26 protein-coding genes and 1 pseudogene are annotated in these 25,299 nt (G+C 71.4%); 17 read left to right on the forward strand and 10 right to left on the reverse strand.

Features of this window, described 5'->3' with window-relative positions:
- Window positions 1-40 precede the first annotated feature (40 nt).
- Window positions 41-325 (forward strand): YciI family protein, encoded by a 285-nt coding sequence (locus tag AB0A74_RS10635; protein ID WP_358248583.1) that lies wholly within the window; start codon window positions 41-43, stop codon window positions 323-325.
- A 121-nt stretch (window positions 326-446) separates the two neighbouring features.
- Here the strand turns inward: AB0A74_RS10635 and AB0A74_RS10640 are convergent, their stop codons facing one another.
- Window positions 447-1,322, reverse strand: a complete 876-nt coding sequence (locus AB0A74_RS10640) for an SDR family oxidoreductase (protein ID WP_358248584.1) — start codon at window positions 1,320-1,322, stop codon at window positions 447-449.
- Window positions 1,323-1,407: 85 nt separating this feature from the next.
- On the reverse strand, window positions 1,408-2,337 hold the full coding sequence (locus AB0A74_RS10645; RefSeq protein WP_358248585.1) for an aldo/keto reductase: 930 nt from the start codon (window positions 2,335-2,337) through the stop codon (window positions 1,408-1,410).
- A 110-nt stretch (window positions 2,338-2,447) separates the two neighbouring features.
- On the opposite strand from AB0A74_RS10645, the gene AB0A74_RS10650 reads away from it, so the two are divergent.
- A complete protein-coding gene (locus AB0A74_RS10650; protein ID WP_358248586.1) occupies window positions 2,448-3,275 on the forward strand; it encodes an LLM class F420-dependent oxidoreductase in 828 nt (275 codons plus the stop codon).
- A 47-nt stretch (window positions 3,276-3,322) separates the two neighbouring features.
- Here the strand turns inward: AB0A74_RS10650 and AB0A74_RS10655 are convergent, their stop codons facing one another.
- A complete protein-coding gene (locus tag AB0A74_RS10655; protein WP_358248587.1) occupies window positions 3,323-3,607 on the reverse strand; it encodes a DUF427 domain-containing protein in 285 nt (94 codons plus the stop codon).
- A gap of 93 nt (window positions 3,608-3,700) precedes the next feature.
- On the opposite strand from AB0A74_RS10655, the gene fbaA reads away from it, so the two are divergent.
- Window positions 3,701-4,735 (forward strand): class II fructose-bisphosphate aldolase, encoded by a 1,035-nt coding sequence (gene fbaA, locus AB0A74_RS10660; protein ID WP_358248588.1) that lies wholly within the window; start codon window positions 3,701-3,703, stop codon window positions 4,733-4,735.
- A 55-nt stretch (window positions 4,736-4,790) separates the two neighbouring features.
- Here the strand turns inward: fbaA and AB0A74_RS10665 are convergent, their stop codons facing one another.
- The gene (locus AB0A74_RS10665; RefSeq protein ID WP_358248589.1) at window positions 4,791-5,990 is read right to left on the reverse strand and encodes a serine hydrolase domain-containing protein; all 1,200 of its coding nucleotides are present in this window, start codon (window positions 5,988-5,990) and stop codon (window positions 4,791-4,793) included.
- 69 nt (window positions 5,991-6,059) lie between these two features.
- Window positions 6,060-7,190, reverse strand: a complete 1,131-nt coding sequence (locus tag AB0A74_RS10670; protein ID WP_358248590.1) for a hypothetical protein — start codon at window positions 7,188-7,190, stop codon at window positions 6,060-6,062.
- 287 nt (window positions 7,191-7,477) lie between these two features.
- Between AB0A74_RS10670 and AB0A74_RS10675 the strand changes: the two genes are divergently transcribed.
- Together AB0A74_RS10675 and AB0A74_RS10680 are read left to right on the forward strand one after the other, a co-directional pair.
- Window positions 7,478-7,885 (forward strand): DUF3151 domain-containing protein, encoded by a 408-nt coding sequence (locus AB0A74_RS10675; protein ID WP_358248591.1) that lies wholly within the window; start codon window positions 7,478-7,480, stop codon window positions 7,883-7,885.
- A 15-nt stretch (window positions 7,886-7,900) separates the two neighbouring features.
- Entirely contained in the window at window positions 7,901-9,229 is a 1,329-nt protein-coding gene (locus tag AB0A74_RS10680; RefSeq protein WP_358248592.1) for an FUSC family protein, read from the forward strand.
- A 34-nt stretch (window positions 9,230-9,263) separates the two neighbouring features.
- Here AB0A74_RS10680 and AB0A74_RS10685 read toward each other — a convergent pair whose 3' ends face one another.
- From AB0A74_RS10685 to AB0A74_RS10695, 3 genes are all read right to left on the reverse strand, one after another.
- Window positions 9,264-9,512: a hypothetical protein gene (locus AB0A74_RS10685; RefSeq protein WP_358248593.1), complete on the reverse strand. Its 249-nt coding sequence runs from the start codon at window positions 9,510-9,512 to the stop codon at window positions 9,264-9,266.
- On the reverse strand, window positions 9,512-10,150 hold the full coding sequence (locus AB0A74_RS10690) for an HNH endonuclease family protein (protein WP_358248594.1): 639 nt from the start codon (window positions 10,148-10,150) through the stop codon (window positions 9,512-9,514). Before AB0A74_RS10690 ends, AB0A74_RS10685 begins: the two co-directional genes overlap by 1 nt.
- A gap of 107 nt (window positions 10,151-10,257) precedes the next feature.
- Window positions 10,258-10,881 carry a hypothetical protein gene (locus tag AB0A74_RS10695; protein WP_358248595.1) on the reverse strand — a complete coding sequence of 208 codons (624 nt, stop codon included), beginning with the start codon at window positions 10,879-10,881 and terminating at the stop codon, window positions 10,258-10,260.
- Window positions 10,882-11,009: 128 nt separating this feature from the next.
- Here AB0A74_RS10695 and AB0A74_RS10700 point away from each other — a divergent pair, with 128 nt between their 5' ends.
- Together AB0A74_RS10700 and AB0A74_RS10705 are read left to right on the forward strand one after the other, a co-directional pair.
- Window positions 11,010-12,299, forward strand: coding sequence for an adenylosuccinate synthase (locus AB0A74_RS10700; protein ID WP_358248596.1), 1,290 nt, complete (start codon window positions 11,010-11,012; stop codon window positions 12,297-12,299).
- Between the two features lie 113 nt (window positions 12,300-12,412).
- Window positions 12,413-12,712 (forward strand): annotated as a pseudogene (locus AB0A74_RS10705) (LLM class flavin-dependent oxidoreductase); the annotation flags it as partial.
- Between the two features lie 152 nt (window positions 12,713-12,864).
- On the opposite strand, the gene AB0A74_RS10710 reads toward AB0A74_RS10705, so the two are convergent.
- Together AB0A74_RS10710 and AB0A74_RS10715 are read right to left on the reverse strand one after the other, a co-directional pair.
- On the reverse strand, window positions 12,865-13,971 hold the full coding sequence (locus AB0A74_RS10710; protein WP_358248597.1) for a glycerophosphodiester phosphodiesterase: 1,107 nt from the start codon (window positions 13,969-13,971) through the stop codon (window positions 12,865-12,867).
- 115 nt (window positions 13,972-14,086) lie between these two features.
- Window positions 14,087-15,640, reverse strand: coding sequence for a Na+/H+ antiporter (locus AB0A74_RS10715; RefSeq protein ID WP_358248670.1), 1,554 nt, complete (start codon window positions 15,638-15,640; stop codon window positions 14,087-14,089).
- Window positions 15,641-15,668: 28 nt separating this feature from the next.
- Between AB0A74_RS10715 and AB0A74_RS10720 the strand changes: the two genes are divergently transcribed.
- The 10 genes from AB0A74_RS10720 to AB0A74_RS10765 all read left to right on the forward strand — a co-directional run bounded on the left by AB0A74_RS10720 (window position 15,669) and on the right by AB0A74_RS10765 (window position 25,298).
- Complete coding sequence (locus AB0A74_RS10720; protein WP_343933997.1) at window positions 15,669-15,929, forward strand: UBP-type zinc finger domain-containing protein; 261 nt, start codon at window positions 15,669-15,671, stop codon at window positions 15,927-15,929.
- 896 nt (window positions 15,930-16,825) lie between these two features.
- Complete coding sequence (locus tag AB0A74_RS10725; protein ID WP_358248598.1) at window positions 16,826-18,826, forward strand: TRAP transporter fused permease subunit; 2,001 nt, start codon at window positions 16,826-16,828, stop codon at window positions 18,824-18,826.
- Window positions 18,819-19,799, forward strand: coding sequence for a TAXI family TRAP transporter solute-binding subunit (locus AB0A74_RS10730; protein WP_358248599.1), 981 nt, complete (start codon window positions 18,819-18,821; stop codon window positions 19,797-19,799). Before AB0A74_RS10725 ends, AB0A74_RS10730 begins: the two co-directional genes overlap by 8 nt.
- 28 nt (window positions 19,800-19,827) lie before the next feature.
- The gene (gene purD, locus AB0A74_RS10735) at window positions 19,828-21,084 is read left to right on the forward strand and encodes a phosphoribosylamine--glycine ligase (protein WP_358248600.1); all 1,257 of its coding nucleotides are present in this window, start codon (window positions 19,828-19,830) and stop codon (window positions 21,082-21,084) included.
- 167 nt (window positions 21,085-21,251) lie between these two features.
- Window positions 21,252-21,713, forward strand: coding sequence for a hypothetical protein (locus tag AB0A74_RS10740; RefSeq protein ID WP_358248601.1), 462 nt, complete (start codon window positions 21,252-21,254; stop codon window positions 21,711-21,713).
- A complete protein-coding gene (locus AB0A74_RS10745) occupies window positions 21,700-22,302 on the forward strand; it encodes a DUF3558 domain-containing protein (RefSeq protein WP_358248602.1) in 603 nt (200 codons plus the stop codon). Before AB0A74_RS10740 ends, AB0A74_RS10745 begins: the two co-directional genes overlap by 14 nt.
- 10 nt (window positions 22,303-22,312) lie before the next feature.
- Window positions 22,313-23,581, forward strand: coding sequence for a hypothetical protein (locus tag AB0A74_RS10750; protein WP_358248603.1), 1,269 nt, complete (start codon window positions 22,313-22,315; stop codon window positions 23,579-23,581).
- Window positions 23,578-24,345: an ESX secretion-associated protein EspG gene (locus tag AB0A74_RS10755; protein WP_358248604.1), complete on the forward strand. Its 768-nt coding sequence runs from the start codon at window positions 23,578-23,580 to the stop codon at window positions 24,343-24,345. The genes AB0A74_RS10750 and AB0A74_RS10755 overlap by 4 nt, the downstream gene beginning before the upstream one ends.
- Before the next feature lie 77 nt (window positions 24,346-24,422).
- On the forward strand, window positions 24,423-24,953 hold the full coding sequence (locus tag AB0A74_RS10760) for an ESX secretion-associated protein EspG (protein WP_358248605.1): 531 nt from the start codon (window positions 24,423-24,425) through the stop codon (window positions 24,951-24,953).
- A gap of 39 nt (window positions 24,954-24,992) precedes the next feature.
- Entirely contained in the window at window positions 24,993-25,298 is a 306-nt protein-coding gene (locus AB0A74_RS10765) for a hypothetical protein (protein WP_358248606.1), read from the forward strand.
- Window position 25,299: the final 1 nt, after the last annotated feature.

The following is a 25,299-nucleotide window of genomic DNA, read 5'->3' on the forward strand; positions in this document are numbered from 1 at the left end:
GCTTCGGTGCCGGCGTTGACGTTCTTCGTGGAGGTGCGCGGTGGCCCGGTACGCGGTCGAGTTGGTGTTCGGGGACGACCAGGAGGCGCGGCTGGCCGTGCGACCGGCGCACCGGGAGTACCTGGCCACCCTGGTCGAGCGGGGCAAGCTGCTGGTCTCCGGGCCGTACGCCGACCAGTCCGGCGCGATCCTGGTCTACGAGGTGGCCGACGAGGCCGAGTTGGAGTCGGTGCTGGCGGCCGACCCGTACACGCCCGCCGGCGTGGTCGCCGAGACGCGCGTGCACGAGTGGCTGCCGGTCCTGGGCACCTGGTTGGCCGACTAGCCGCCGCCGGCCGGACGCCCGGGAGACCGGTGCCCGGCGTCCCGCCGGCCGGGCGCGCGGGAGACCGGCCCCGGCGTCCCGCCGGCCGTGTCGGTGTGGGCGGCGGGACGCCGTCGGGTGGCTAGCGCTTCTTCTGCGCGGACTTGCGGGTGCCCGCCGCCTCGCCGCCCGGTCCGACCAGGCCGGAGAGGTCCTTCGCGGCCATCTCGCGGTCGGCGGCGGGCACCTGGCGCGCGGCCTGCTGGTCCACGACCTTCGGCGTGAAGGCCCGGAAGATCTTCAGGCCGCCGACCCAGCCCGGCACGTGCACCGCCTTGGCGCGCTTCTCGATGCCCCGGACCACGGCCTTGCCCACGTCGGACACCGGGTACTTCTTGCCCGCCAGCCCCGGCATGCCGCTGCGCAGCGGCCCGAAGACCGGGTGCTGGTCGGCGCTGTTGACCATGTCGGTCGAGATCCACGAGAAGTACGCGACGCCCACGTCCACGCCCAGGTGGCGGACCTCGGCGCGCAGGCTGTCGGCGAAGGCCTCGCACCCCGCCTTGGCGGCCGAGTACGCGGCGTTGCCGGGGATGTGGACGATCGCGGCCAGCGACGACACGACCAGGCAGTAGCCGCGGCTCGCGATCAGGTGCGGCAGGGCGGTGCGGACCGTGCGCCAGACGCCCAGCAGGTTGACCTCGATGACCCGTTCGAAGGCGGCCGGGTCCATCGACCGGATGAAACCGGTCGCCGCGATGCCGGCGTTGGCCACCACGACGTCGATGCCGCCGAAGTGCTCGACCACGCCGTCGACCGCCGTCTCCAGCGCCTGCCAGTCGGTGACGTCGGCCTCCCACGCCCGCCCGCCGCACTGCTCGGCGACCTGGCGGAGCTGGTCGCCCTCCAGCCCGACCAGCGCGACCTTCGCGCCCTTGGCGGCCAGCCGCCGCGCCACCTCGGCACCGATCCCCCGAGCCGCGCCGGTGATCAGGACAACCTTGCCCGCAACGTCCACGGTGACCTCCTCGAACGGGTTCTCCGGAGGTCACCGTAACGCAACTTACCGCCAGTAAGCTACTGAAGAGTTAACTCGCTTTCGCTCAGGCGCTCGCCGCACTCAGCCGCTCGACCTCGTCGGCCTTCAACTCCAGGTCGAGGGCCGGCAGGAGGTCGTTCAACTGGTCGACGTTCCGCGCGCTGGCGATCGGCGCGGCCACCGTCGGCTGGGTCGCCAGCCATGCCAGGGCCACGGCCGCCACGGTCGTGTCGTGGGCGGCGGCGACCTCGTCCAGCGCCGCCAGGACGCGCAGGCCCCGGTCGTCCAGGTACTTCGACGCGGCGGCGGCCCGGACGCTCTCGACCTCGACGCCCGGCCGGTACTTGCCGGTCAGGAAGCCCTTCGCCAGGCCCCAGTACGGCGCGCTGGCCAGCCCGCCCGCCTCGACGGCCGCCCTCAGCTCACCTTCGTAGGATCGTTCAACAAGGTTGTAGTGCTGCTGGAGCGCCACGTACCGGGCGAGGCCTTCGCGCTCGGACACCGCCAGCGCCGACGCCAGGCGCTCCGCCGTGAAGTTCGACGCCGCGATGTGCCGGACCTTGCCCGACCGCACCAGCGCGTCGAACGCCGCCAGCGTCTCCTCCTGCGGCGTCTCCAGGTCGTCCTGGTGGGCGTAGTAGAGGTCGATGTGGTCCACGCCCAGCCGGCGCAGGGAGTTCTCGGCGGCGGTCTGGATGGTGGCCGCCTTCAGGTTGTCCAGGCCGTCCAGCATGCCGACCTTCGTCGCCACCACCACGGAGTCCCGGTTCCCGCGCGACGCCAGCCACCGGCCGACGACCGACTCCGACTCGCCGCCCGAGTGGCCCGGCGCCCAGGCCGAGTACACGTCCGCGGTGTCCACGAAGTTGCCGCCGGCCGCCGTGTACGCGTCGAGCACCGCGAAGGACGACTCCTCGTCCGCGGTCCACCCGAACACGTTCCCGCCGAGCGCCAGGCGGGACACGTCCAGGTCGCTGGTTCCCAAGTTCGTCATGCCGCGAACCTAACCCGACCACCCCGCGGTCCACCGAATCCCGCAGCCAGGACTAAATCGTGCGTCCCACGGGTTGGCCACAGTCGGAGTTGTCTTCGAAAGGAGTCGAAATGACGGTGGAGCTGGGGCGCTTCGGGGTCTGGAGCCACTACACGGGCTGGGAGGGGCGCGCGGAGGCCGCCGCCCGGCTGGAGGAGCTGGGGTTCGGCGCGTTGTGGCTGGGCGCCGCCCCGGACGGCGGTGTGCTCGGGCTCGTCGGCGAGCTGCTCCAGGCGACCGAGCGGCTGGTCGTCGCCACCGGCATCCTCAACGTCTGGACGACCCCGGCCGCCGTGGTCAACGGCGGGTACCGCGACCTGGCCTGGACCGACCGCTTCCTGGTCGGCGTTGGCGCGGGGCACCGCGAGCTGGCGGGTGAGGTGTACCACAGCCCGTACCAGAAGCTGGTCCGCTACCTCGACGAGCTGGACGTCCCGCGCGACCGCCTGGCCCTGGCCGCCCTCGGCCCGCGCGTCCTGCGCCTGGCCGCCGCCCGGACCACCGTCGCGCACCCGTACCTGGTCACCCCGGAGTACACCGCGCGGGCCCGCGAGGTGATCGGCGCGGGCACCGTGCTCGCGCCCGAGCAGCACGTGGTGCTGGAGGAGGACCCGGCGAAGGCCCGCGAGGAGGGCCGCCGCAACCTCGCCCTCTACCTGCAGCTGGAGAACTACACCAACAACTGGCTGCGCAACGGCTTCACCGAGGACGACTTCCGCGACGGCGGCAGCGACCGCCTGGTGGACGCCCTGGTGGCCTGGGGCCCGACCGACCGCGTGGCCGCCCGCCTGCGCGCCCACCTGGACGCCGGCGCGGACCACGTGTCCGTCCAGCTGCTCGGCGCCAACCAGGACACCTCCCCGGCCTTCCGCGACCTGGCCGCCGCCCTGAACGGGTGACGCGCCGCCGCCCCCTCGGGAACTCCCGAGGGGGCGGCGACCGCCGGCTAGTCCGTGACCTCGACGCCGCGCCAGAAGGCCACGCGGCCCCTGATGTTCGCCGCCGCCTCCTTGGGCTCGGCGTAGAACCAGACCGCGTCCGGGTTGTCCTTGCCGTTCACGTGCAGGTTGTAGTAGTTCGCGGTGCCCTTCCACGGACACACCGACGTGGTGTCCGACGGCCTCAGGTAGTGGGCGTGCACCGACTCCAGGGGGAAGTAGTGGTTCCCCTCGACCATCTCCGTGTCGTCACTCTCGGCGATGATCTCGCCGTTCCACCGTGCGATCGCCATGCACCCACTATGCCGGTGATCAACTTCTCCCGCCGGGCGGTGGCCGTAGGATGCCCACGACACCGCGTTCCGGGCACCCGAGGAGGACCACCGATGCCCATCGCAACCCCTGAGGTCTACGCCGAGATGCTTGACCGCGCCAAGGCGAACGAGTTCGCCTACCCCGCGATCAACGTCACCTCGTCCGAGACGCTCAACGCGGCGCTGCGCGGCTTCGCGGAGGCCGAGAGCGACGGGATCATCCAGATCTCGACCGGCGGCGCCGAGTTCGCCTCGGGCACCAAGGTCAAGGACATGGTCACCGGTGCGGTGGCGCTCGCGGAGTTCGCGCACGTCGTCGCCGAGAAGTACCCGGTGAACATCGCGCTGCACACCGACCACTGCCCCAAGGACAAGCTGGACGGCTACGTCCGGCCCCTGGTGGCGATCAGCCAGGAGCGCGTCGACCGCGGCCTGAACCCGCTGTTCCAGTCCCACATGTGGGACGGCTCGGCGGTGCCGCTGGACGAGAACCTCAAGATCGCGACCGAGCTGCTCGACCTCGCGGCCAAGGCGAAGATCATCCTTGAGATCGAGGTGGGCGTCGTCGGCGGCGAGGAGGACGGCGTCGTCGCCGAGATCAACGAGAAGCTCTACACCACGCCCGAGGACTACCTGAAGACGGTGGACGCCCTCGGCGCCGGCGAGAAGGGCCGCTACCTGGTCGCGGCGACCTTCGGCAACGTGCACGGCGTCTACAAGCCGGGCAACGTGAAGCTGCGCCCCGAGATCCTCAAGCAGGGCCAGGAGGTCGTGGCCGAGAAGCTGGGCCTGCCGGCCGGCTCCAAGCCGTTCGACCTGGTCTTCCACGGCGGCTCGGGCTCGCTGCTGGAGGAGATCCACGAGGCGGTCTCGTACGGCGTGATCAAGATGAACATCGACACGGACACGCAGTACGCGTTCACCCGTCCGATCGCGGCGCACATGTTCGGCAACTACGACGGCGTGCTGAAGGTGGACGGCGAGGTGGGCAACAAGAAGGCCTACGACCCGCGGTCCTACCTCAAGGCCGCCGAGCAGGGCATGGCCGCCCGCATCGCGCAGGCGTGCGAGCACCTGAAGTCCTCCGGCCGGATGATCGCCGGCTGAGTCTTCGGACCCGCGAACGGCCCCTCCCGTGGTTCGGGAGGGGCCGTTCGGCGTCTCAGCGGCCGTACAGCTCGCAGACCGCGGCGTCCACCATCGCCTCCTGCCCGGCGGCGGCGTCCGGCGCGTGCAGCTTGAACGTGGTCGTCCCCAGCACGGTGACCGTGCGGGTGCCGGTCGCGTCGACGTAGTTGTGGCTGCGGTAACCGGGGAAGCCGCCCGAGTGGCCCCACACCGTGCCGCACGGCGTGTTGATCTCCATCAGGCCCAGGCCGTAGCCGTCGCCGTTGCCCTGCGGCACGGCCTGCTTCATCTCCGCCAGCAGGTGCGCGGGCAGCAAGCGCCCGTCGAACAGGGCGCGCAGGAACTTCGGCCACTCCTCGGCGGTGGAGATCAGGCCGCCCGCGGCCCACGACGCGGACACGTCGACGCCCTCGGTCTGCACGTGGTCGTGCAGCCGCGGACCCGCGAAGCCCTCCCCGACCGGCGTGCCCGGCGGCAGGTACGGGCCGAGGTGCTCGGCGTCGGGCTCGTAGCCGTGGGCGTGCCGGCCCCGGAACCCGGCGGGGTCGCTGAGGTAGGTGTGCTGCATGCCGAGGCGGTCGATGATCCGCTCCCGCACCAGGTCCGCGTAACGCTTGCCGGACACGGCCTCCAGGATCAAGCCGACCGAGATGTAGTTGGTGTTGCTGTAGTTCCAGCGCTCACCGGGCGGGAACAGCGGCGGGTGGTCGAACGCGAGGGCCAGGAGTTCCCGCGGCGTCCAGTGCTTGCTGTCGCGGCCCAGCAGCATGGGCGTCAGGCGCGGGTCGTTGAGGAAGTCGAACAGGCCGCTGGTCTGGTTGAGCAGCATCCGCACGGTGATGCCGTCGGGGATCCGCGGCAGCCACCGGTTGGCCGGGTCGTCCAGGCTCAGCCTGCCCTCGTGGACCTGTTGGAGGACCAGGGTGCCGGTGACGACCTTGGTGTTCGAGGCCATCTTGTACTCGTCGCCCAGGCGCAGCCGGTGGTCGCGGCGGGACCAGGAGTTCTGGCGGACCAGCTCGGTGGTCCGCCGGCCGTCGTCCACCCGCACGGCCACGCCCGGCACGCCGGCGTCGATCCACCGCTGGGCGGCCCGGTGCAGGTCGCCGGTGGTCGTGGTGTCGCCGGTGGACGTGGTCTCGGCGGTGGCGGCGGTGGCGGTGGCGGTGACGAGGCCGAGCACCACGGCCGCGGCCACCACGGCCCGCAGCGGGCGGCGGAAACGTCCACTCATGAAAACAATCCCCCAAGGATCGGTCGTCGTGACACGGACGATCCTCGGGGGATTCCGGGGCGGTCAGAATCAGGCGGCCACCCGGGACCGCAGTGGGGGCAGCCCCACCCCGATCCTGCGGGCCGCCGGACCCGCGGCCGTCCACAGCGCCGCGAGCAGCACGAACGTCACCGCCGCGGACGGGAACAGGATCGGCGGGGCCGCGTCCACCTGCTGCAACGCCCAGATCCCGCCGTAGCCCAGGCCGGTCACCGCCGCCGCGCCGAGCACCGCCGCGACCGGTTCGGGCACGCGGCCCAGGTGCGCCGCGTCCACCGCGAGGCCGACCAGCACCAGGAACAGCGGCACCGTCGAGAGCGGGAAGTCCGCGCCCGCCAGCAACGGCCAGATCAGGCACCGGTACGCGACGTACCCGCCGGCCACGGCCGTCGCGGCCCACCGGCGACCGATGCCGCGCCGCGCCACGACCAGCACCAGCGCGGCGGCGACCAGGCCCCACACCGGGTACACCCAGTCCGGGATGGGCAGCGAGAACCGCACGATCGACTCGCGGTCCACCGGCCGGCCGATCTGGTCGGCGGCGAACTGGAGCAGGATCGGCTCCGCGTACGGGTCGCCGCGGTCCCACGACGCGATCTCCAGCACCCCGTACTCCTGGTGCTGGTTGGGGAACCACATGTTCTCCAGGAAGAAGAACCACAGCGCGGCGAGTCCGAACAGCCGCCACCGGGACGGTTCGGTGTGCTGGGCGAACCCGCGCAGCGCGCCCGCGAGCATGATCGCCGTGCCCAGGTAGAGCAGGGCGTGCGAACCGCTCCAGGACGTGATGTCCAGGCCGTTGACGCGGTGGTTGATCAGGTCGATCGGCAGCGCGACGAGGAAGACGCCGGTGCCCCACTGCATCAGGCGCAGGGCGGTCTTGTCCGCGCCGTAGCCGGTGTAGGTGTGGAAGATCGTCAGGCCGACCACGATCACCGTGCCGACGGTGTTGATCATGTGCGGTGGGGCGAGCTCGTCGCGCAGCCACTTGAAGTGCCAGGCGACGTCCCACGACGACCCGATGAGCTTGAAGAGCAGGCCCCACAGCCAGAGCTTGTAGAGGCCGGCGGCCAGCGCCGGCGGGGTCCGGCGTCCCGGCTCGCCCCGCTCCCAGTACTGGTCGCGGAACCGCGCGACGCGTTCGACAACCCCCGTTTTCACCCGAACATGATGCGTCTCGGTAGGACGGTCGGGAAGCCGGGACCACCCTGGTCTTTACCGATTTGTCCCCTAAGGGTGGTGGCGACCAGCACGTTCGCGGTTTCGTTACCGCTATCGGGTGAGCTTCGTTGCTCTTTTCGGTGTAGCACGGAACAGTGCGGGCCTGAGAGTTCGCTGAGAGCCCGAGGAGTCGTGGATGGGCAAGAAGGTCGTCGCCGGGGTCGTCGTGTCGGCGCTCGTGCTGGCACTGGTCGCTGCCGTGGCCCGCGTATTCCTATCCTGAGCGCATGGACAACCTGCTCGGTCCCGACCCGACGCTGCTCCCCGACCGGCCCGAGGCGCAGGCCGCCGCCGAGGCGGGCACCGACCCGGCCAAGATCGTCCGGGCGTACCCGGACTTCAGCGAGGCGTGGGCGCTGCTCGCCGAACGTGCGCTGCAGACCGGCGACCCGATCGCCGGCTACGCCTTCGCCCGCACCGGCTACCACCGCGGCCTCGACCAACTCCGCCGCGCCGGCTGGAAGGGCTTCGGCCCGGTGCCGTGGTCGCACCGCGCGAACCAGGGCTTCCTGCGGGCGCTCGCGGCGCTGGCCCGGGCCGCCGACGAGATCGGCGAGACGGAGGAGTACGAGCGCTGCAAGAAGTTCCTGACCGACAGCGACCCGGCCGCCCCGGCCGCCCTCGGCCTCGCCTGACGACGGGCCGGGCGCGTGGACGACCGGCGCGCGGGCGACGAACAAGGCCCCTCTCGCGGCGGCTCGACCGGCGGTGACCCGACGCCCGGCGGCACTTCGGGCGGCGGCGGCGCGGCTCGCGGCGGCTCGGCTGGTGCCGGCGGGCGCTCGGCTTCCGGCGGCGCGGCTCGCGGCGGTTCCGGGAGCGGCTCGGGTTCGGGCGGCGCGGCTCGCGGCGGTTCCGGCAGCGGCTCGGGTTCGGGCGGCTCGGCCGGTGGGCGGGTGCGGGCGGAGTTGGGGCGGCGGCTGAAGCGGTGGCAGGGCACGGCGTTGCCGATCCTGCACGCCGCGCTCGCCGCCGGGCTGTCGTGGTTCGTCGCGACCACCGTGGTCGGGCACGCGCACCCCTTCTTCGCGCCCATCGCCGCCGTCGTGTGCCTGGGCGTGTCGCTCGGGCAGCGGCTGCGGCGGGTCGTGGAGCTGGTCGTCGGCGTGTCGGTCGGCGTCGGCGTCGGGGACGTCCTGATCAGCGTGATCGGCTCCGGCCCGTGGCAGATCGCGCTGGTCGTGGCGCTGGCCATGTCCACCGCGGTGCTGCTCGACGGCGGCGCGGTGATCGCGTTGCAGTCCGGCTCCTCGGCCGTGCTGGTCGCGACGCTGCTGCCGCCCAGCGCCGGCGGCGGCCTCGACCGGATGGTGGACGCCCTGGTCGGCGGGCTCGTCGGCCTGGCCGTCGCGGCGCTGCTCCCGGCCAACCCGCTCACCGTCGCGCACCGGCAGGGCAAGGCCGTCTTCGGCGAGCTGGCCACAGCCCTGCGCGGTGTCGCGGACGCGGTGGCCGACGGCGACCCGGTGCAGGCCGCCGGCGTGCTCGCGCGGCTGCGCGACAGCCAGGAAGCCGTGGACGACTTCAAGACCGCCCTCCAGACCGGCGGCGAGATCGCGACCATCGCGCCGATCCGGTGGCGCAAGCGCGGAGACCTGAAGCGCTACGAAGCCGTCGCGGCACCGGTGGACTACGCGTTGCGCAACACCAGGGTGCTGGCCCGACGCGCGCTGGCCGCCTTGCGGGACAACGAGAAGATGCCCGCGGTGCTGCCGGACGTGTTGCGCCAGTACGCGTCCGCGGTCGAGGTGCTGCGGGCGGAGCTGGCCCGGGGCGAGGAGCCGCGACGGGCCCGCGCCGCGGTGCGCGACGCGGCGGCGGTGGCCACGGCCCGGCAGCTGGGCGGGGAGGGGTTCTCCACCAAGGTGGTGCTCGCCCAGGTCCGGTCGGTGGCGGTGGACCTGTTGCAGGCCACCGGGTTGACCCGCGCGGAGGCGGCCGAGGCGCTGCCCCCGTTGAGCCGCAGGAACGAGGGCTGAACCGCCGGGGGCACGGCGAAGCGCCCCCGGCGGATCACCCGAGCGGGCGGTTCAGGACGCCCAACAGGACCTGGTGGACCGCCGCGTGGTCGCGTTGGTCCGCCAACCGGCAGGACGCGCCGGTGATGGCGTACCACTCGTCGGCGCCTTCGTAGCGGACCCTCGCGCGGACCACCCCGTTGGCGAAGGTGGTGCGCAATTCCAGTCGGCCCGTGATCACGCCGACCTCGTCGGTCATCACGCCGCCCGGACCCGCCACGAAAGGAGACGAGTAGTCGGCCATCAGCACCTTCCGAGCATCGACAGCAACGCGGTCTTCTCGGCGGAGTTCACCTTCAAGCCCCACCGGTACTTGGTGTGTACCCACATCTTCGCGTACGTGCACCAGTACGACGTCAGCGGCGGCTTCCACAGCGCCGGGTCCTGGTCGCCCTTGGCCTGGTTGACGTTGTCGGTCACCGCGATCAGCTGCGGGCCGGACAGGTCGTTGGCGAAGGACTGGCGGCGGGACGTGGTCCACGACGACGCGCCCGACCGCCACGCCTCCGCCAGCGGCACGATGTGGTCGATGTCCACGTCCGACGCGACGCTCCAGGTCGCGCCGTCGTACGGGCTGTACCAGCGGCCCGAGGTGGCGGCGCAGTTCGAGTCGGTCACCACGTTCGTGCCGTCGCGCTTGAGGACCGTCTCCCGGGTGTTGCAGGTGCCCGAGACGGTGGTCCAGTGCGGGAACAGGTCGCGCGAGTAGCCGGTCGTGGAGCCTTCGGACGCGACCGTCAGCGCCGCCAGTTCGGAATTCGCCGTGGCGGCGCTGGGGATGTCGGGCGGAGTGGCCTGGGCGGGGGCCGTCAGGCCGAGGGTGAGCGCACCAGCCAGGAGCAGGGTGATCGAAAAACGGGCAGGGTTGTTGACCGTTGACATGATTCCGACCTTCCTAGTTGGAAGCTGTCGGAATCACCTTGGGTCAATTGTCGGACGATCACAATGCTTTTGGGTGACACGCTTGTGGCTTAAGGGAAAACGCTTTGTCAGTGCACTCCGCGAATGAGGCGGAGATCCTCCGTGTGGCGGTACCAGGTCCACTTGTTCATCGGGCGCGGGTGGGCGACGCCGTCCAGGTTCACCTGGACGGGCAGGCACCCGAGTTGGAACGCGCGACCGGCGGTCGTGGTCACCTTCTTGGTGAAGAGGCGCTTGTGGATCACGCTCACCGCGAGGCCCAGCTCGTTGTCCGGCACGACCTCGATGCGGCTCGCCTGCCCGCGCAGCACGACCGTGTCGTCCGCGTAGCCGACCCCGCGCACCGGCCCGAGCGAGCCCTTGCCGACCAGGACGCCGCCGACGTCGTCGCGGACGAGTGACACGCGGTCGGGGTCGCCCGACAGTGCCAGGTCGAGGGCGCGGCCCGGATCGGTCGGCAGGTCCCACAGGCGGGCCACGTCGGAGTCGGGCGAGGAGGGCACGTACGCCACCGCGACCTCGGCCAGGCGCTCGGTGCGCAGCAGGCGCAGGACGACCGCGTTGAGGTCGGCGTCCGTACCGTGGACGATGAGACGTCGGTCACCCAGATCGGCCAGAACCGGGTCTACCTCGGCCTTTCCCGGGCGTGCGGCCACCGGGCGCACCTCGAACCGGTCACCGTCAGTGATCATTGGCGACTGCGAGTTTCCGCAGGCCAACACGATTCCGCGCACGTTCATCTCCTGGTCTACCCTCAACCACCGGCAAGTGACGGCTGGTCCGTCACGCTCTTGACCCGTCGAACCGCTTGGAGTTTCACATGCCGGCCGTAGTGCTGATCGGCGCCCAGTGGGGCGATGAGGGCAAGGGCAAGGCGACCGACCTGCTCGGCGAACGGGTCCAGTGGGTCGTCCGCTACCAGGGTGGCAACAACGCCGGGCACACCGTCGTGCTGCCCGACGGCAAGAAGTTCGCCCTGCACCTCATCCCCTCCGGCATCCTCACGCCCGGCGTGACCAGCGTCATCGGCAACGGTGTCGTGGTGGACCCCGGCGTGCTGCTGGAGGAGTTGGACGGCCTGGAGAAGCAGGGCGTGGACACCTCGCGCCTGCTGGTCTCCGCCGACGCGCACTTGATCATGCCCTACCACGTGGCGATCGATAAGGTCACCGAGCGGTACCTGGGCAAGGCCAAGATCGGCACCACCGGCCGCGGCATCGGCCCGTGCTACCAGGACAAGATCGCCCGCGTCGGCGTCCGCGCGCAGGACCTGCTGGACGAGAAGATCCTGCGGCAGAAGGTCGAGGCCGCCCTGGACTTCAAGAACCAGGTGCTGGTCAAGGTCTACAACCGCAAGGCGCTGGACCCCGAGCAGGTCGTGGACGCGGTGCTGGAGCACGGCGCGAAGTTCACCGACCGCATCGCCGACACCCGCCTGCTGCTCAACAACGCCCTGGAGCGGGGCGAGACGGTGCTGCTGGAGGGCTCGCAGGGCACCCTGCTCGACGTCGACCACGGCACCTACCCGTTCGTCACGTCGTCCAACCCGACCTCGGGCGGCGCGAGCGCGGGCTCGGGCATCGGCCCCACCCGGATCACCACCGTGATCGGCATCCTCAAGGCCTACACCACGCGCGTCGGCTCCGGTCCGTTCCCGACCGAGCTGAACGACGACATGGGCGAGCACCTGCGCAAGACCGGCGGCGAGTTCGGCGTCACCACGGGCCGCTCCCGGCGCACCGGCTGGTTCGACGCCGTGATCGCCCGCTACGCCTCGCGGGTCAACGGCATCACCGACTACTTCCTCACCAAGCTCGACGTGCTGTCCGGCCTGGAGAAGGTGCCGGTGTGCGTGGGCTACACGATCGACGGCGAGCGCGTCGACGAGATGCCGATGACGCAGACCGACGTGCACCACGCCGTGCCGGTGTACGAGGAGCTGCCGGGCTGGTTCGAGGACATCAGCCACTGCCGCACGTTCGAGGAGCTGCCCGCCAACGCGCGCGCCTACGTCGAGCACCTGGAGTCCATCTCGGGCGCCCGGATCTCGGCGATCGGCGTGGGCCCGGGCCGCGACCAGACGATCGTGCGCCACGACATGCTGGCCTGACCCGGCCCGGTTCTGCCGCGGACAGAGCCTTTGTCACCATCCGGGACGCGTTGACGCCTCCCGGCGGGACGCCGAAAACCCGGGTTTTCGCCGGTCTCGCCGGGAGGTTCGTCGTGTCGGTGGTCCTGCACTGGTTCCTGCCCACGTCCGGCGACGGCCGCACGGTCGTCGAGCGCTTCCACGCCAACCGGGCCCAGGGCGGTCCCGCGCCGCGCGACGCGGGGATCGACCACCTGGAGCAGGTCGCGGTCGCGGCCGAGCGCAACGGGTTCGAGGGCGCGCTCACGCCCACCGGCACGTGGTGCGAGGACGCCTGGCTCACCAGGGCGGCGCTGATCGCCCGCACCCGGCGGCTGAAGTTCCCGGTCGCGTTCCGGCCGGGGGTGATCTCGCCCACGCTCGCCGCCCAGATCGAGCCGGTCGACTTCGCGGGCGAGCACTACGGCCTACTGGTTCGGCGAAGGGGTCCGGCCGGAGTTGGCGCGGCGCGGCCTGCTCGGGGTCGGGCAGGCCGCGCCGGTGCTCACGCCGGCCGGCTGAACCGGGCGCGGCGGGTCGAACCCGGTCAGCGGGCCGCGCGGGCCTCGACGGCGGTGTCCGGGTTGTCGGCGAACACGCCGTCCAGGCCGGTGGCGTAGAACTTCGCGTACTCCTCGAACGCGCGGCCGTACGCGGCCGGGTCTGTCGAGGTGCGGAAGTCGGCCGGCAGGAACGTGTTCTCGTTGCGGAACGTCCAGGCGTGCACGATCAGGCCGCGGGTGTGGGCGTCGCGGACCAGCGTGGTCGGGGACTGGAGGAAGCCCTGCGCGTTGCGGGGGATGATCCGGTCCTTGGCCGCGCCGACGCCGTGGGCGTAGGTGCGGATCTCGCGCAGGCCGTCCGGCGTGACCAGGTCGCTGTAGGTGCGCTTGTCACCGGCCTTGACGAAGTCGTACGGCGCGCCGGAGGAGTTGACCAGCTGGACCAGCGGGACGCGCAGGGACTTGCGCAGCTCCTTGAGGTTGGCCACCTCGAACGACTGCACGTACACCTTGGCGTTGTGCCGGTTGAGGCCGTTGCGGTTGAGCACGTCGACCAGCTTGGGCTCCAGGGCGAGGCCGATGTCCTGGAAGTAGGTCGGGTGCTTGGTCTCCGGGTAGATGCCGATGTCCCGGCCCAGCTCGCGGGACAGGCGGCGGGAGAGGTCGATGACCTCCTGCAGCGTCGGCACCTGGTAGCGGCCGTCGTAGAGCGTGTTGCGCGGGCGGATCTCCGGGATGCGTTCCTTGGCGCGCAACGTCTTCAGCTCGGCGAGGGTGAAGTCCTCGGTGAACCAGCCGGTGATCGACGCGCCGTCGATGACCTTGGTGGTCTTGCGGCCCGCGAACTCCGGCTTGCCGGCGACGTCGGTGGTGCCGCCGATCTCGTTCTCGTGCCGGGCGACCAGCACACCGTCCTTGGTGGACACCAGGTCGGGCTCGACGTAGTCCGCGCCCATGCGCGCCGCCAGCTCGTACGCCGCGAGCGTGTGCTCCGGGCGGTAGCCCGACGCGCCGCGGTGACCGATGACGATCGGCCCCTTCGGCTTGTGCGCCCCGGCCACGTCGTTCTGCGCCGACGCCGACGACACGGTCACCACCCCGGCCACCGCGAGCGCCGCGAGCGCCGCCCCGACGATCCTCGTCCGCACCATCGCCGACCTCCCTGTTCGCGAACCCAGACGCGGCGCAGCCTCGTTGCGCACCGCGACCTCCCGGTCACCGTAGGGTGAAGGGCAGGCGGCGTCACGGTGAATGCGTGGTGGGTCGTCACTCTCGGGACATGGCCGCTTCCTCCAGGTCCAACTCGCGCAGCACGCGGAACAGGACCTCGTCGTCGATCCGCCCGCTGTCCCGGGCCTCGATGAAGACCTCGCGCTCGGCCTCCAGCATCGTGCGGCGCAGCCGGCGGTAGGACGCGGCCGGGCTTTCCTCCTCCTGGCGGCCCAGGCGTTCCCAGGCCGCGTTGCCGCGGTGCTCGGCCAGCACGCGCAGCCGTTCGACGATGTGGTCGGGCGTGCGGTCGCCCTCGTCGACCAGCTCGTCCAGGCGGTTCACGGCGGCCTGGGCGGCGGCGTGCTGCACCTGGGCCTCCGCGAGGGCGTCCGCGCGCTCCTCGTCGCCCCGGACGCCCAACTTCCGGATGACCCACGGCAGGGTGAGGCCTTGCAGCAGCAGCGTCCCGACGGTCACGACGAACGCGCAGAACACGATCACGTCCCGACCGGGCAGGTCGAGCGGCAACGCGGACGCGGCGGCCAACGACACCACACCCCGCATCCCCGCCCACGACAACACGGTGATGCCGCGCCACCCGGGCGCTTTCTCGCGGGCGCGGATGCGCTTGGAGAGGAAGCGCGGGATGTACGCGGCCGGGTACATCCACACGAACCGCACCAGGATCGTGGCCGCCAGGATCCAGGCGGCGGCGACGACCAACCCGGTGGTCACGTCCACGTCGGCCACCGTCGTCTTGAGCTGGAGGCCGATCAACGCGAAGACGAACGACTCCAGCAGCACGTCGACCGACCGCCACACGGCCGTGTCCTGGAGGCGCGTGTAGTACGAGCTGCGCGGCGCGTAGTGGCCGATGTAGAGCCCGGCGACCACGACGGCGAGCACGCCGGACGAGCCGAGTTCCTCCGCGAACAGGTACGCGCCGAACGGCACCAGCATCCCCAGCGCGCTCTCCATCACGCCGTCGTCCAGCCGGGTCCGGATCCACCGGACCCCCATCCCGATGGCCAACCCGATGACCACACCGCCGCCCGCGCCGATCACGAACGTCCGCAGCCCGTCGACCCAGGTGGCCGTGACCCCGAGCGTCGCCGCCACCGCGACCTTGTAGACGGTCAGCGCGGTGGCGTCGTTGATCAGGCTCTCCCCGGTCAGCAACGTCATCGTCCGTCGCGGCAGGTTGAGCCGCCGCCCGATCGCGACGGCGGCCACGGCGTCCGGCGGCGCGACCACCGCGCCCAGGACCAGCGCGGCCGGGACGGACAGCTCCGGCAGGACGAGGTGCGCGACCCACCCGACGCCGATCGTCGTGGCGATCACCAGGCCGACGGCGAGCAGCCCGATGGGCCGGAGGTTGGCCCGGATGTTGTGATACGAGCTGTCCAGCGCCGCCGAGTAGAGCAGCGGGGGCAGGACCAGCACGAGGATCAACTCGGGTTCGAGCGCGAACTCCGGCAACCCGGGGATGAACGACACCGCGAGCCCGGCGGCGACCAGGACGAGCGGCGCCGACCACCCGAGCCGCTTGGCGGCGGCGGTGACCAGCAGGGCGCCGACGAGGAGGAGCAGGAGTTCCGGTCCGTGCATGGCGCAATCTTGCGTGATGATGGCCCGCATGACCTGTCCTCACCTCGCCACGCTGCCCCAGACGGTGTCCCCGGACACGACGGAGGGCTGCGCGGACTGCCTGTCGTCGGGCGAACACAACTGGGCCCACCTGCGGATGTGCCTGACGTGCGGGCACGTGGCGTGCTGCGACTCCAGCCCGAGGCGACACGCGACGGCCCACTTCCACGCGGAGGGCCACCCGGTGATGAAGTCGTTCGAGCCCGGCGAGGACTGGCGCTGGTGCTATGAGGACGGCCGAGTGGTCTAGTCCGGTTGGGACAACCGGTCCTCAGTTTTCACCGTCACGCCTCCCGGAATCGTCCGACCGTCTCATCGAAACCCGTCGGACGGCCTCACGCCATCCCTTTCGCGCCGCAGAGCAGGCTTCCCGGCTGCCCGGTCGCGCGCTTTTCGCCGCGCAGCGGCAAGTCTTTCGCCGCGCTCCGCGCGGCGGGTTGGCCACCAACCACGGGAGGGGCCTCGTGTTCCCCACCGTATGACCTGCCCGAAGGGCTACCGCACTTTCCGGGGGTTGGACTCAAAAGTTTTTGCGAGGGACGAGCAAAAAGTTTTCAGGCCAACCCCCGGAAAGTGTGGTTGGCTCCGCCAGGTCATGCGGTGGGGAACACGACGCCCTTCCCTCCCCACTGGAGGCCTCCCGGCCCGCTTGTGATCTTGAGAGCGCGCCAGCGCGTTGACCAGCGCGAAGCGCGTCCGGCTTGGGAAGCGAAGCGCTGGGTTCGAAGAGCCCGAAAAGCTTAAAAGAGCCTCGCCGGCGGGCAGGCCGCCAAAGATGACACAAAAGCAAAAGAAAGAGCGGGGGCTTCTTGCCCGTGCCATCTCCGCATGGCCTGGCGGAGCCAACCACACTTTGCCGGGGTTGGTCGAAAAACTTTTGCTCGTTCCTCGCAAAACTTTTTGGCCCAACCCCGGCAAAGTGCGGTAGCCCTTCGGGCAGGCCATACGGAGATGACACGAGCAAGAAGCCCGGGTTGGGTTGTGACCTGGCGGAGGCCCGTGATCGCGCTTCGCGCGAAGAAGTGCTCGCGTGGGTGGGGATGGGGTGTGGTCCGGGGTGTGAGGGGGGCTGGCGACGGTCTTTACAGTCCCTTTAGATGGTGGGTCTATGGCTGTGAGAGCGACCACAAGTAGCTTCTGGAGCGCATGATCCCTGCGCGACACGAAGGAGTGCGCGTGTCGACGAAGCCACAGGCTGATGTCGCCGAACTGATCGCCGAGTACGACGAGGAACGGCCCTCGCGGTCGTTGTCGCGGCGGTGGGAGTTGGGCATCTGGGTCGCCGGGTTGTCGGTGGCCCTGTTGGTGCTCAAGCAGGTGTTCTGGCCGTTCGCCAAGGGCGGGCAGTACTACCTGGTGATCTTCCTCGCCGTCACGTTGCCGCTGGTGTTCCTCTGCTACCGGCCGCGCAAGGGTGGGGCCGACGACCCCGGGCCGGTGGACTGGACGCTCGCCGTGCTGGCGTTCGCGGTCGGGGCGTACCCGTTGTTCGGCGGGTTCGACGCGTTCCTCGACCGGCAGGGGCAGTTGACCGACCTCGACGTCGTCGCCGGGTCGGTCCTGCTGCTCCTGATCCTCGAAGCATGCCGGCGGACCACCGGGTGGGTGCTGCCGCTGGTGTGCGTCGGGTTCGTCGCGTTCGCCTACTACGGCGGGTACCTGCCGCCCGCGTGGGCGATCTCGCACGCCGGTGTGGACTTCGCGCAGATCATCAACGGGTTCTACAACGACGCGACCGGGTTCTACGGGACGCCGTTGGACGTGGCCGCCACCTACATCGTGCTGTTCACGATCTACGGCGCCGTGCTCAACGCGTCCGGGGCCGGGACGTTCTTCGTGGACATCAGCTTCTCGGCGTTCCGCAAGTCGCGGACCGCGCCGGGGCGCACCGCCGCCACCGCCGGGTTCCTGCTGGGGACCGTGTCCGGGTCGGGCACGGCCACGACCGTCTCGTTGGGCGCGGTCACCTGGCCGATGCTCAAGAAGGCCGGTTACCCGAAGGAGAGCGCGGGCGGGTTGCTGGCCGCGTCGGGCATCGGGGCGATCCTGTCGCCGCCCACGCTGGGCGCGGCGGCGTTCATCATCGCCGAGTACCTGGAGGCCTCGTACCTGCAGGTGCTGATCTGGGCGATCCTGCCGACCCTCCTGTACTACCTGGGCATCGCCCTCGCCGTGGAGATCGACGCGCGGCGGTTCGGGGCGAAGCCCGTGGACATCGACGCGCCCAGCCCGTGGGTGCTGCTCAAGCGCGGCGGGTACCACTTCCTGTCGCTCGGGGTGATCGTCGTCTTCCTCGCGCTGGACATCCCGGTCTACTCGGCCGTGGTGTACGCGTCGGGGGTCGCGGCTTTGTTCGCGTTGATCGCGCACAAGGGGGATGTCCGTACCTGGGGGCGGACCATCCTCGACGCGCTGTCCACCGGGGTGCGCGGCGCGCTGCCGGTGATCGCGGTGTGCGCGGCGGCCGGCGTGATCACCTCGACCATCACCAAGACCGGCCTGGGGCAGGAACTGGCCTCCGCGCTGGTCGACATCGCCGGTCTGATCTCGTCCAACCCGTCGGTCGTGCTGTTCGTGACCGTCGTGCTGGCCGCGGTCGCGGTGAGCGTGCTCGGGCTCGCCGTGCCGGTGACCGCGTCCTTCATCATCTCGTGGGTCGTGATCGGGCCCGCGCTGGTGGAGCTGGGCGTGGCCCGCGAAGAGACCGCGATGTTCATCTTCTACTACGCGGTGCTGTCCGAGGTGACGCCGCCGACGGCGCTCGCCGCGGTGGCCGCCGCCGCCATCACCGGCGGCGACGTCATGAAGACGATGTGGCGGACGTGGAAGTACACGCTGCCCGCGTTCCTCGTGCCGCTCGCGTTCGTGTTGACCGACGACGGCGCGGCCCTGCTGCTGCGCGCGTCGGCGCTGGACTCGCTCTGGGTCTTCGCCGCCTCGGCGCTGGGGGTCGCGGCGCTCGCCGTGGTCACCGGCGGGTGGCTCGTCCACCAGGCGGCCTGGCCCGAGCGGTTGCTGTGCATTCCCGCCGCCATCGCCCTGCTCTACCTGCAACCGGTCACGATCGCCGTCGGCGTCGGGTTCCTCGTCGCCGCGGTGGCCGTGCACCTGCTCCTGCCGAAGATGCGAAAGGAACACCATGCGTAGCTGGAAGGTCCCCGTCGCCGTCCTGGCGGTGGCGCTCGTCGCCGCCGGTTGTGGCGGCAAGCGCGAGGCCGCGGACACCGGCTCCGGCACCGCGGCGTGCGAGGCGGCCGACGGCCGGATCACCATCGCGACCGGCAACTCCGGCGGCGTCTACTACGTCGTCGGCGGCGGCCTGGCCAAGCTGATCAGCGACAACACCAAGCTCAAGGCCACCGCGGCCGAGACCGGCGCGTCGGTGCAGAACATCCAGCAGCTGGTCGCGGGCGACTACGACATGGCGTTCTCGCTGGCCGACACCGCCGCGGACGCCGTGAGCGGGAAGGGCGCGTTCGACGGGAAGCCGCAGAAGGTCCAGGCGCTGACCCGCCTGTACCCGAACTACACGCAGGTGCTGGTGCGCGCGTCCAGCGGCATCAACTCGATCGCCGACATGAAGGGCAAGCGGATCTCCACCGGCTCGCCCAAGTCCGGCACCGAGGTGATCTCCAACCGCCTGTTCACCGCCGCCGGCCTCGACCCGGAGAAGGACGTCCAGGCGCAGCGCCTCGACCTGGCCAAGACCGCGGACGGCATGAAGGACGGCAGCCTGGACGGCCTGATCTGGTCCGGCGGCCTGCCCACCGCGCAGATCACCGACATCACCACGTCGCTGAAGGACCAGGTCAAGTTCCTCGACATCACCCCGCAGCTGCAGAAGCTGAAGGAGATCAACTCGGTCTACGACAAGGGCACCATCCCGGCCGCCACCTACGGGCAGCCGGCGGACATCCCGACCGTCGTCGTGCCGAACCTGCTGCTGGTGAAGGCCGACTTCCCGGACGCCAACGCGTGCGCCATCACCAAGCTCGTCTTCGACAAGAAGGCGGACCTGGAGAAGGTCCACCCGGCGGCCAAGGACATCATCAAGGAGAAGGCCGCGATGACCGACCCGGTGCCGCTGCACGCGGGTTCCCTGGACGCGTTCGGCGGCTGACCCGCCGCGTCATCTAGGCTGGCCCACCGTGCGTGTCCTGGTCATCGGGTCCGGCGCCCGTGAACATGCCCTTGTCCTCGCCCTGTCGCGCGACCCGGCGGTCGTCGCGCTGGCCTGCGCGCCCGGCAACGCCGGGATCGCGGGCGCGGCCGAGACCTACGGCGTCGACGTGGGCGATCCGGCGGCGGTCGCCGCGTTGGCCAAGGAGTGGAACGCCGACCTGGTCGTGGTCGGGCCGGAGCAGCCCCTGGTGGCGGGTGCGGCGGACGCCGTGCGCGCCGCCGGGATCCCCTGCTTCGGCCCGTCCGCCGCGGCGGCCCGCATCGAGGGCTCCAAGGCGTTCGCGAAGGACGTCATGCAGGCGGCCGGGGTGCCCACGGCCACGTCCGAGGTCGTGGACAACCCGGCCCGCCTGGACGCCGCCCTGACCCACTTCGGCCCGCGCTGGGTGGTCAAGGACGACGGCCTGGCGGCCGGCAAGGGCGTGGTGGTCACCTCCGACCGCGACACGGCCCGCGCCCACGCCATGACCCTGCTCGACCACGGCCACCCGGTGCTGCTGGAGTCCTTCCTGGACGGCCCCGAGGTGTCCCTGTTCTGCCTGACCGACGGCGTGTCGGTGGTGCCGCTGCTGCCCGCGCAGGACTTCAAGCGCGTGGGCGACGGCGACTCGGGCCCCAACACCGGCGGCATGGGCGCCTACGCGCCACTGCCCTGGGCCCCCGCCGACCTGGTGGACACGATCGTGTCGACGTGCGTGCAGCCCGTGGTCGACGAACTGGCGCGCCGCGGCACCCCGTTCACCGGCCTGCTGTACGCGGGCCTGGCCCTGACCTCGACCGGACCGCAGGTCATCGAGTTCAACTGCCGCTTCGGCGACCCGGAGACCCAGGCCGTGCTGGCGCTGCTCAAAACCCCGCTGGCCGGCCTGTTCCTGGCGGCTTCGACGGGCGCGCTGTCGGGCGTGGGCGCGCTGGAGTGGTCCGAGGGCTACGCGGTGACGGTCGTCCTGGCCGCCGAGGGCTACCCGGGCCGGCCGCGCACGGGCGACGTCGTGACGGGCGGCGAGGCGGAGGGCGTCCTGCACGCCGGCACCCGCCGTCGGGAGGACGGCGCGGTGGTCTCGACGGGCGGCCGCGTGCTGTCCGTGGTCGGCACCGGCGACACCCTGGCCGACGCCCGAACCGACGCCTACCGCCGAGTCTCCGCCGTCCACCTGACCGGCTCCCACCACCGCACCGACATCGCGTTGCGCGCGGCGAACGGCGAGATCGAGGTCCCGTAACCCAGGTGTTGGCCCCGGCCCCGCGCTCTTTCGTGTGCGGGGCCTCGACCATGCCCACGATCGGCCCGGAACCGGACGGCGGTCGAGTTCGTCCAACCTCAGACCCGGCTCACGCGCACGTTGGTAGCCTGCGAACCGGGACCGATCCGTTACCGACCGTACGGGGGATGGACGTCGTGGTGGAGGAGAACGGCCTACTGGGAGCCGTCGCCGGCGTGGGTGGAGCCATCGGGCGTGCGGTCGGCGACATGTTCGCGGCGGAGAAGCGGCTCAACGACACCCTGGCCGGCGCGCCGGGCGGCAGCACGCACTTCAAGGTCGACAAGGACGACGTCCTGGCCATGGGCAAGGTCATCCAGGACCAGGTGTCCCTCCTCCAGCTCGCCTACGCCAAGGCGCTGAGCGGCATGCGGATCAACCTCAACGGCATGGACGAGGTGAACGCGGACATCGCCGAGGCGTGGAACGACCGGCTGCTCCAGCACCCGGAGTCGTACGCGGCCCGCGTGGACGAGTACATCACCAGCCTGAGCGGCCTCGCCGAGCAGCTCCGCAAGGTGGCCGAGCAGTACGGCTTCACCGAAGAAGAGATCAACACCGCGATGGGGGCCGCTGGTGCGCCTCGTTAAGTGGAGCGCCGTGGTGGCGCTCTCGGCCCTGACGCTCGCCGGTTGCGTCTCCACCGGTCAGGTCGGCACCCCGACTCCCGCGACCACGACGGCGGGCTCCAAGACGTCGACCTCGGCGACGTCCGCGCCCTCCGACCGCCCGAAGGACATCAAGCTCGACGGCCTCGATCCGTGCAAGGCCCTCAGCGCGAACGACCAGAAGCAACTCGGCACGGTGGTCACGCAGCCCGACCAGTCGGACGTGGTCGAGGGTGTGAAGTCGCCGGCCTGCACGTTCCTGACCGGCCCCGGCGCCTCCAAGGTGTACTCGTACGCGGTGCACCTGGTGACCGGCAAGGGCATCGACTACTGGAACTCGGCGGGCAACCTCGACATCGCCGAGAAGAAGGTCGCCGGCTTCCCCGCCAAGCAGGTCACCTTCAAGGGCACCAGTTCCGTGGACTGCTCGGTGGCGGTCGACGTCGCCGACGGCCAGCAGGTCTTCGTGCAGTTCCTGCCGATCGGCCGCGACACCACGCAGGACGTCATGTGCCAGAACGCCGCCAAGGGCGCCGAGTTGGCGCTCGCGACCTTGCAGACCTTGAAGTGAGGGGGACACCGTGACCGACTTCAAGCAGCTCAAGGACCACCGGTTCCAGGGCCTCGACAACCCCGGCCTCATGTCGCTGGTGCAGCAGTTCACGCAGAGCAACGCGGCCGAGCGGTTCAGCCGGGCCTCGCAGGCGCTGCGCGAGCTCGCGGCGAGCCTGGAATCCGTCGACAACACCATCCGGGGCCTGTTGGCCCCCATGGGCCACTCGTGGCAGGGCGCCGCGGGCGATACCGGTCACGAGAAGGTGAGCTACACCGCCGAGGTGGCCACTTCCGGCACCGAAGCCGGTGAGCAGAACTCCAAGGCGACCGCCGTTCAAGGTGACGCCTACAGCGACTCCCGCAACGGCATGCCCGACGCGTCCAAGCTCGCCGGTGACACCGAGACCAGCTTCTGGGACGACGCCGGTGGCTTCTTCGGTTACGAGACCGACCACGCCAAAGAGGTCAAGGAGACCCAGGCCGCGCGTGAGCAGGTCATCCGCGGGTTCGACCAGTACGTCGATGCCAGTCGGGACTCGCTGAACCAGTACCAGGGCATGAACAAGCCGCCCTCGTTCGAGGTCACCACCGCCTCCAGCGCCGTGGCCACGCCCGTCGCCCAAGTGCAGCAGCCCGGTGGCGGGATCAGCCAGGTGCCCGGTGGGGTGCCGGGTGGGCTGCCCGGGGGGACGCCGCAGGTGCCCGGTGGCGGCCAGGTGCCCGTTCCGCCGCAGTTGCCGGGCGGGTCCACCGGGGTGCTGCCGCCGACGACTTCCGTGCCCACGCCCGGCGCCTCGCCGGTGTTGCCGGGCAAGGTCGGGTCCTCCAACCTCGGGCTCGGGCTCGGGTTGGGGCTCGCCGCCGGGGCTACGTTGACCGGGCTCGCGGCCACCGCCAAGGGGGCCCGGGTCGTGCGCAACCCGTCCGCGCCGGTCCCGCCCGGTGGTGGCGGCAAGCCGGACGGCGGGAAGGCGCCCGCGGGTGGCAAGCCGGCCGTGCCCGGGATGCCGGGTGGCGTGCCCGGGGCGAGCGGGTTGGCCGGGAAGGCCGGGATCTCCGCGACCATCGGGGCCATCGACCCCGACGAGCGCGTGCCGGGCAACCGGGGTGCCGCCGGCGCCGCGGGCAAGGCCGGGGCCGGGTCGATGATGCAGGCCGCCGCCTCGCCGCGCGGCAAGGACGGCGAGGAGGACGCGGAGCACATCCGCAAGTACGGCGTGGACTCCGACGACGTCTTCGGTGACGAGCGCATGGTCGTGCAGCAGGTCATCGGCGACGAGCCCGAGAAGAAGTGAGCGGCACGGTCGTCCTGTCCACGCTGGAGTTCGACGTCGCGTGGGAGGCCGAACGGCACCAGCGGCGCAACGTCGCCCTCGACGTGCCCAGTCCCGGTGTCACGCACACCGAGCGGGCGCGGTTCGTGGAGCAGGCGTGGGGGTCGCTGGAGCAGCGCGGGCTGGCCGGCGGGGGCCGGCTCGTCCCCGAGCTGGCGGACACCTTCGCCCTGCTCGCCAACCCGCAGGTCGCGGTGGACATCTGGATCTGGGTGGACCGCCGCAAGATCAAGGGGCTGGCCGCCGCCTCGGGTGAGGAGGCCGTCCTCGCGGTCGTGGACGGCGACGAGGTGTGGCTGATCGAGGCCCGCGCCAGCGCGCTGGCCGAGGCGGCCGTGTCCGTCACCGGCGAGATGCCCGCGGGCCGCGGCCGGTCCATCAGCCTGCCCAACGACGTGCTGCGCGCCGCGTCCGACGAGGCCGGGCGCAACGCCGAGAAGCTCGTGCTCGCCCTGGAACGGCACGGGTTGCCGCTCAGCGACGCGCAGGAGCTGGCGGGCATGTGCGACGGCATGAGCACGCGCGGCCAGTTCGGCGCGGAACGGGCCCAGCCCGGCGGTCCGCCGGTCCGGGCGCGCCGCGTCGTCGCCTGGCACGACACCCCGACCGGCCGCTACCTGCACCTCGTCCGCCCCAGCTCGGACGGCCGCGACTGGTCCACGATCACCCCGATCGACAACGCCCGCCTCGCCACCTGCGTGTGGGAGCTGGTCGACGAGGTCTGACGGGAACCCGCGCGGCGGTCACCGCGTCAACTCCCCTGCGGGCACCACGGCCCGCCGTCAGCCGGGAGTGACGTCTGGTGACCACCGCGACGATGAGCGCCGCCGCGTTCCGCACCGCCTGGGACCACCTCGACCTCGGCGCGATGCCGATCGTCCTGCACGTGGCGGACGACCCCGCGCCGTGGACCGACCTGACCGCCGCCGGCCTCGCGCGCGGCGCGGAGCTCGACCCGTGGCTGGGGGCGGCGTTCAAGCTGCTCGCCAACCCGCCGCGCGCGGCGGACCTGAGACTCGGCTTCGGCAGCACGGCGGTGCGCGCGCTGGCCGCGTCCGCGGGCAACGGGACCGTGCTGGCCGTCCTGACCGGCGACGTCGTGACCGTGCGCGAACTGGCGTCGGACCTGGCGTCGGCCCTGGTCGGGCTGTTGCCGGTGCTGGGCGGCGGGCACGTCGGCGGCGCGGACCTGCGGGGTCGCTTCGGCGCGGCCGTGCTGGACGCGGAGGGCCACCGCAGGCGGTCGGCGGACGTCGTGGACTTCCACGGCCCGACCGACCCGGCGGCGCTGCGCTTCGCGGTGACCGCGCTGCTGGATGAACTCTCGTCATAACGGGGGTGCGCTCGCGGTCGATTCCCTAGAGTGTGGAAAATGGCGGTCGCGAAGTTCAACGCCGAGGCGATGGAGCAGTGCCGGAGCACGGTGGGTGCGCAAGCCGGACGATTCGGTGCCGTGGGTGACGGGTTCTCCGGCCATTACGCCGATCCGGGCATCTTCGGCAAGCTGGCGAATTCGGGTGGACTTTCCTCGGCCGCCGCCGAACTGGACACGCGGGCGGGGGCGGAATTCGCCGCCGCCGAGGCGCTGTTGGGCAAGGTGGAGCGGGCGCTGGATGCGGTGCAGTCGTCCGTGGTCGACGTGGAGGACGTCACCGCGTCCTCGTTCCGGGCGGTGTGAC

Origin of the sequence: Saccharothrix sp. NPDC042600, assembly GCF_040647305.1 — a bacterium.
Taxonomy (GTDB): Bacteria; Actinomycetota; Actinomycetes; order Mycobacteriales; family Pseudonocardiaceae; genus Actinosynnema; species Actinosynnema mutabilis.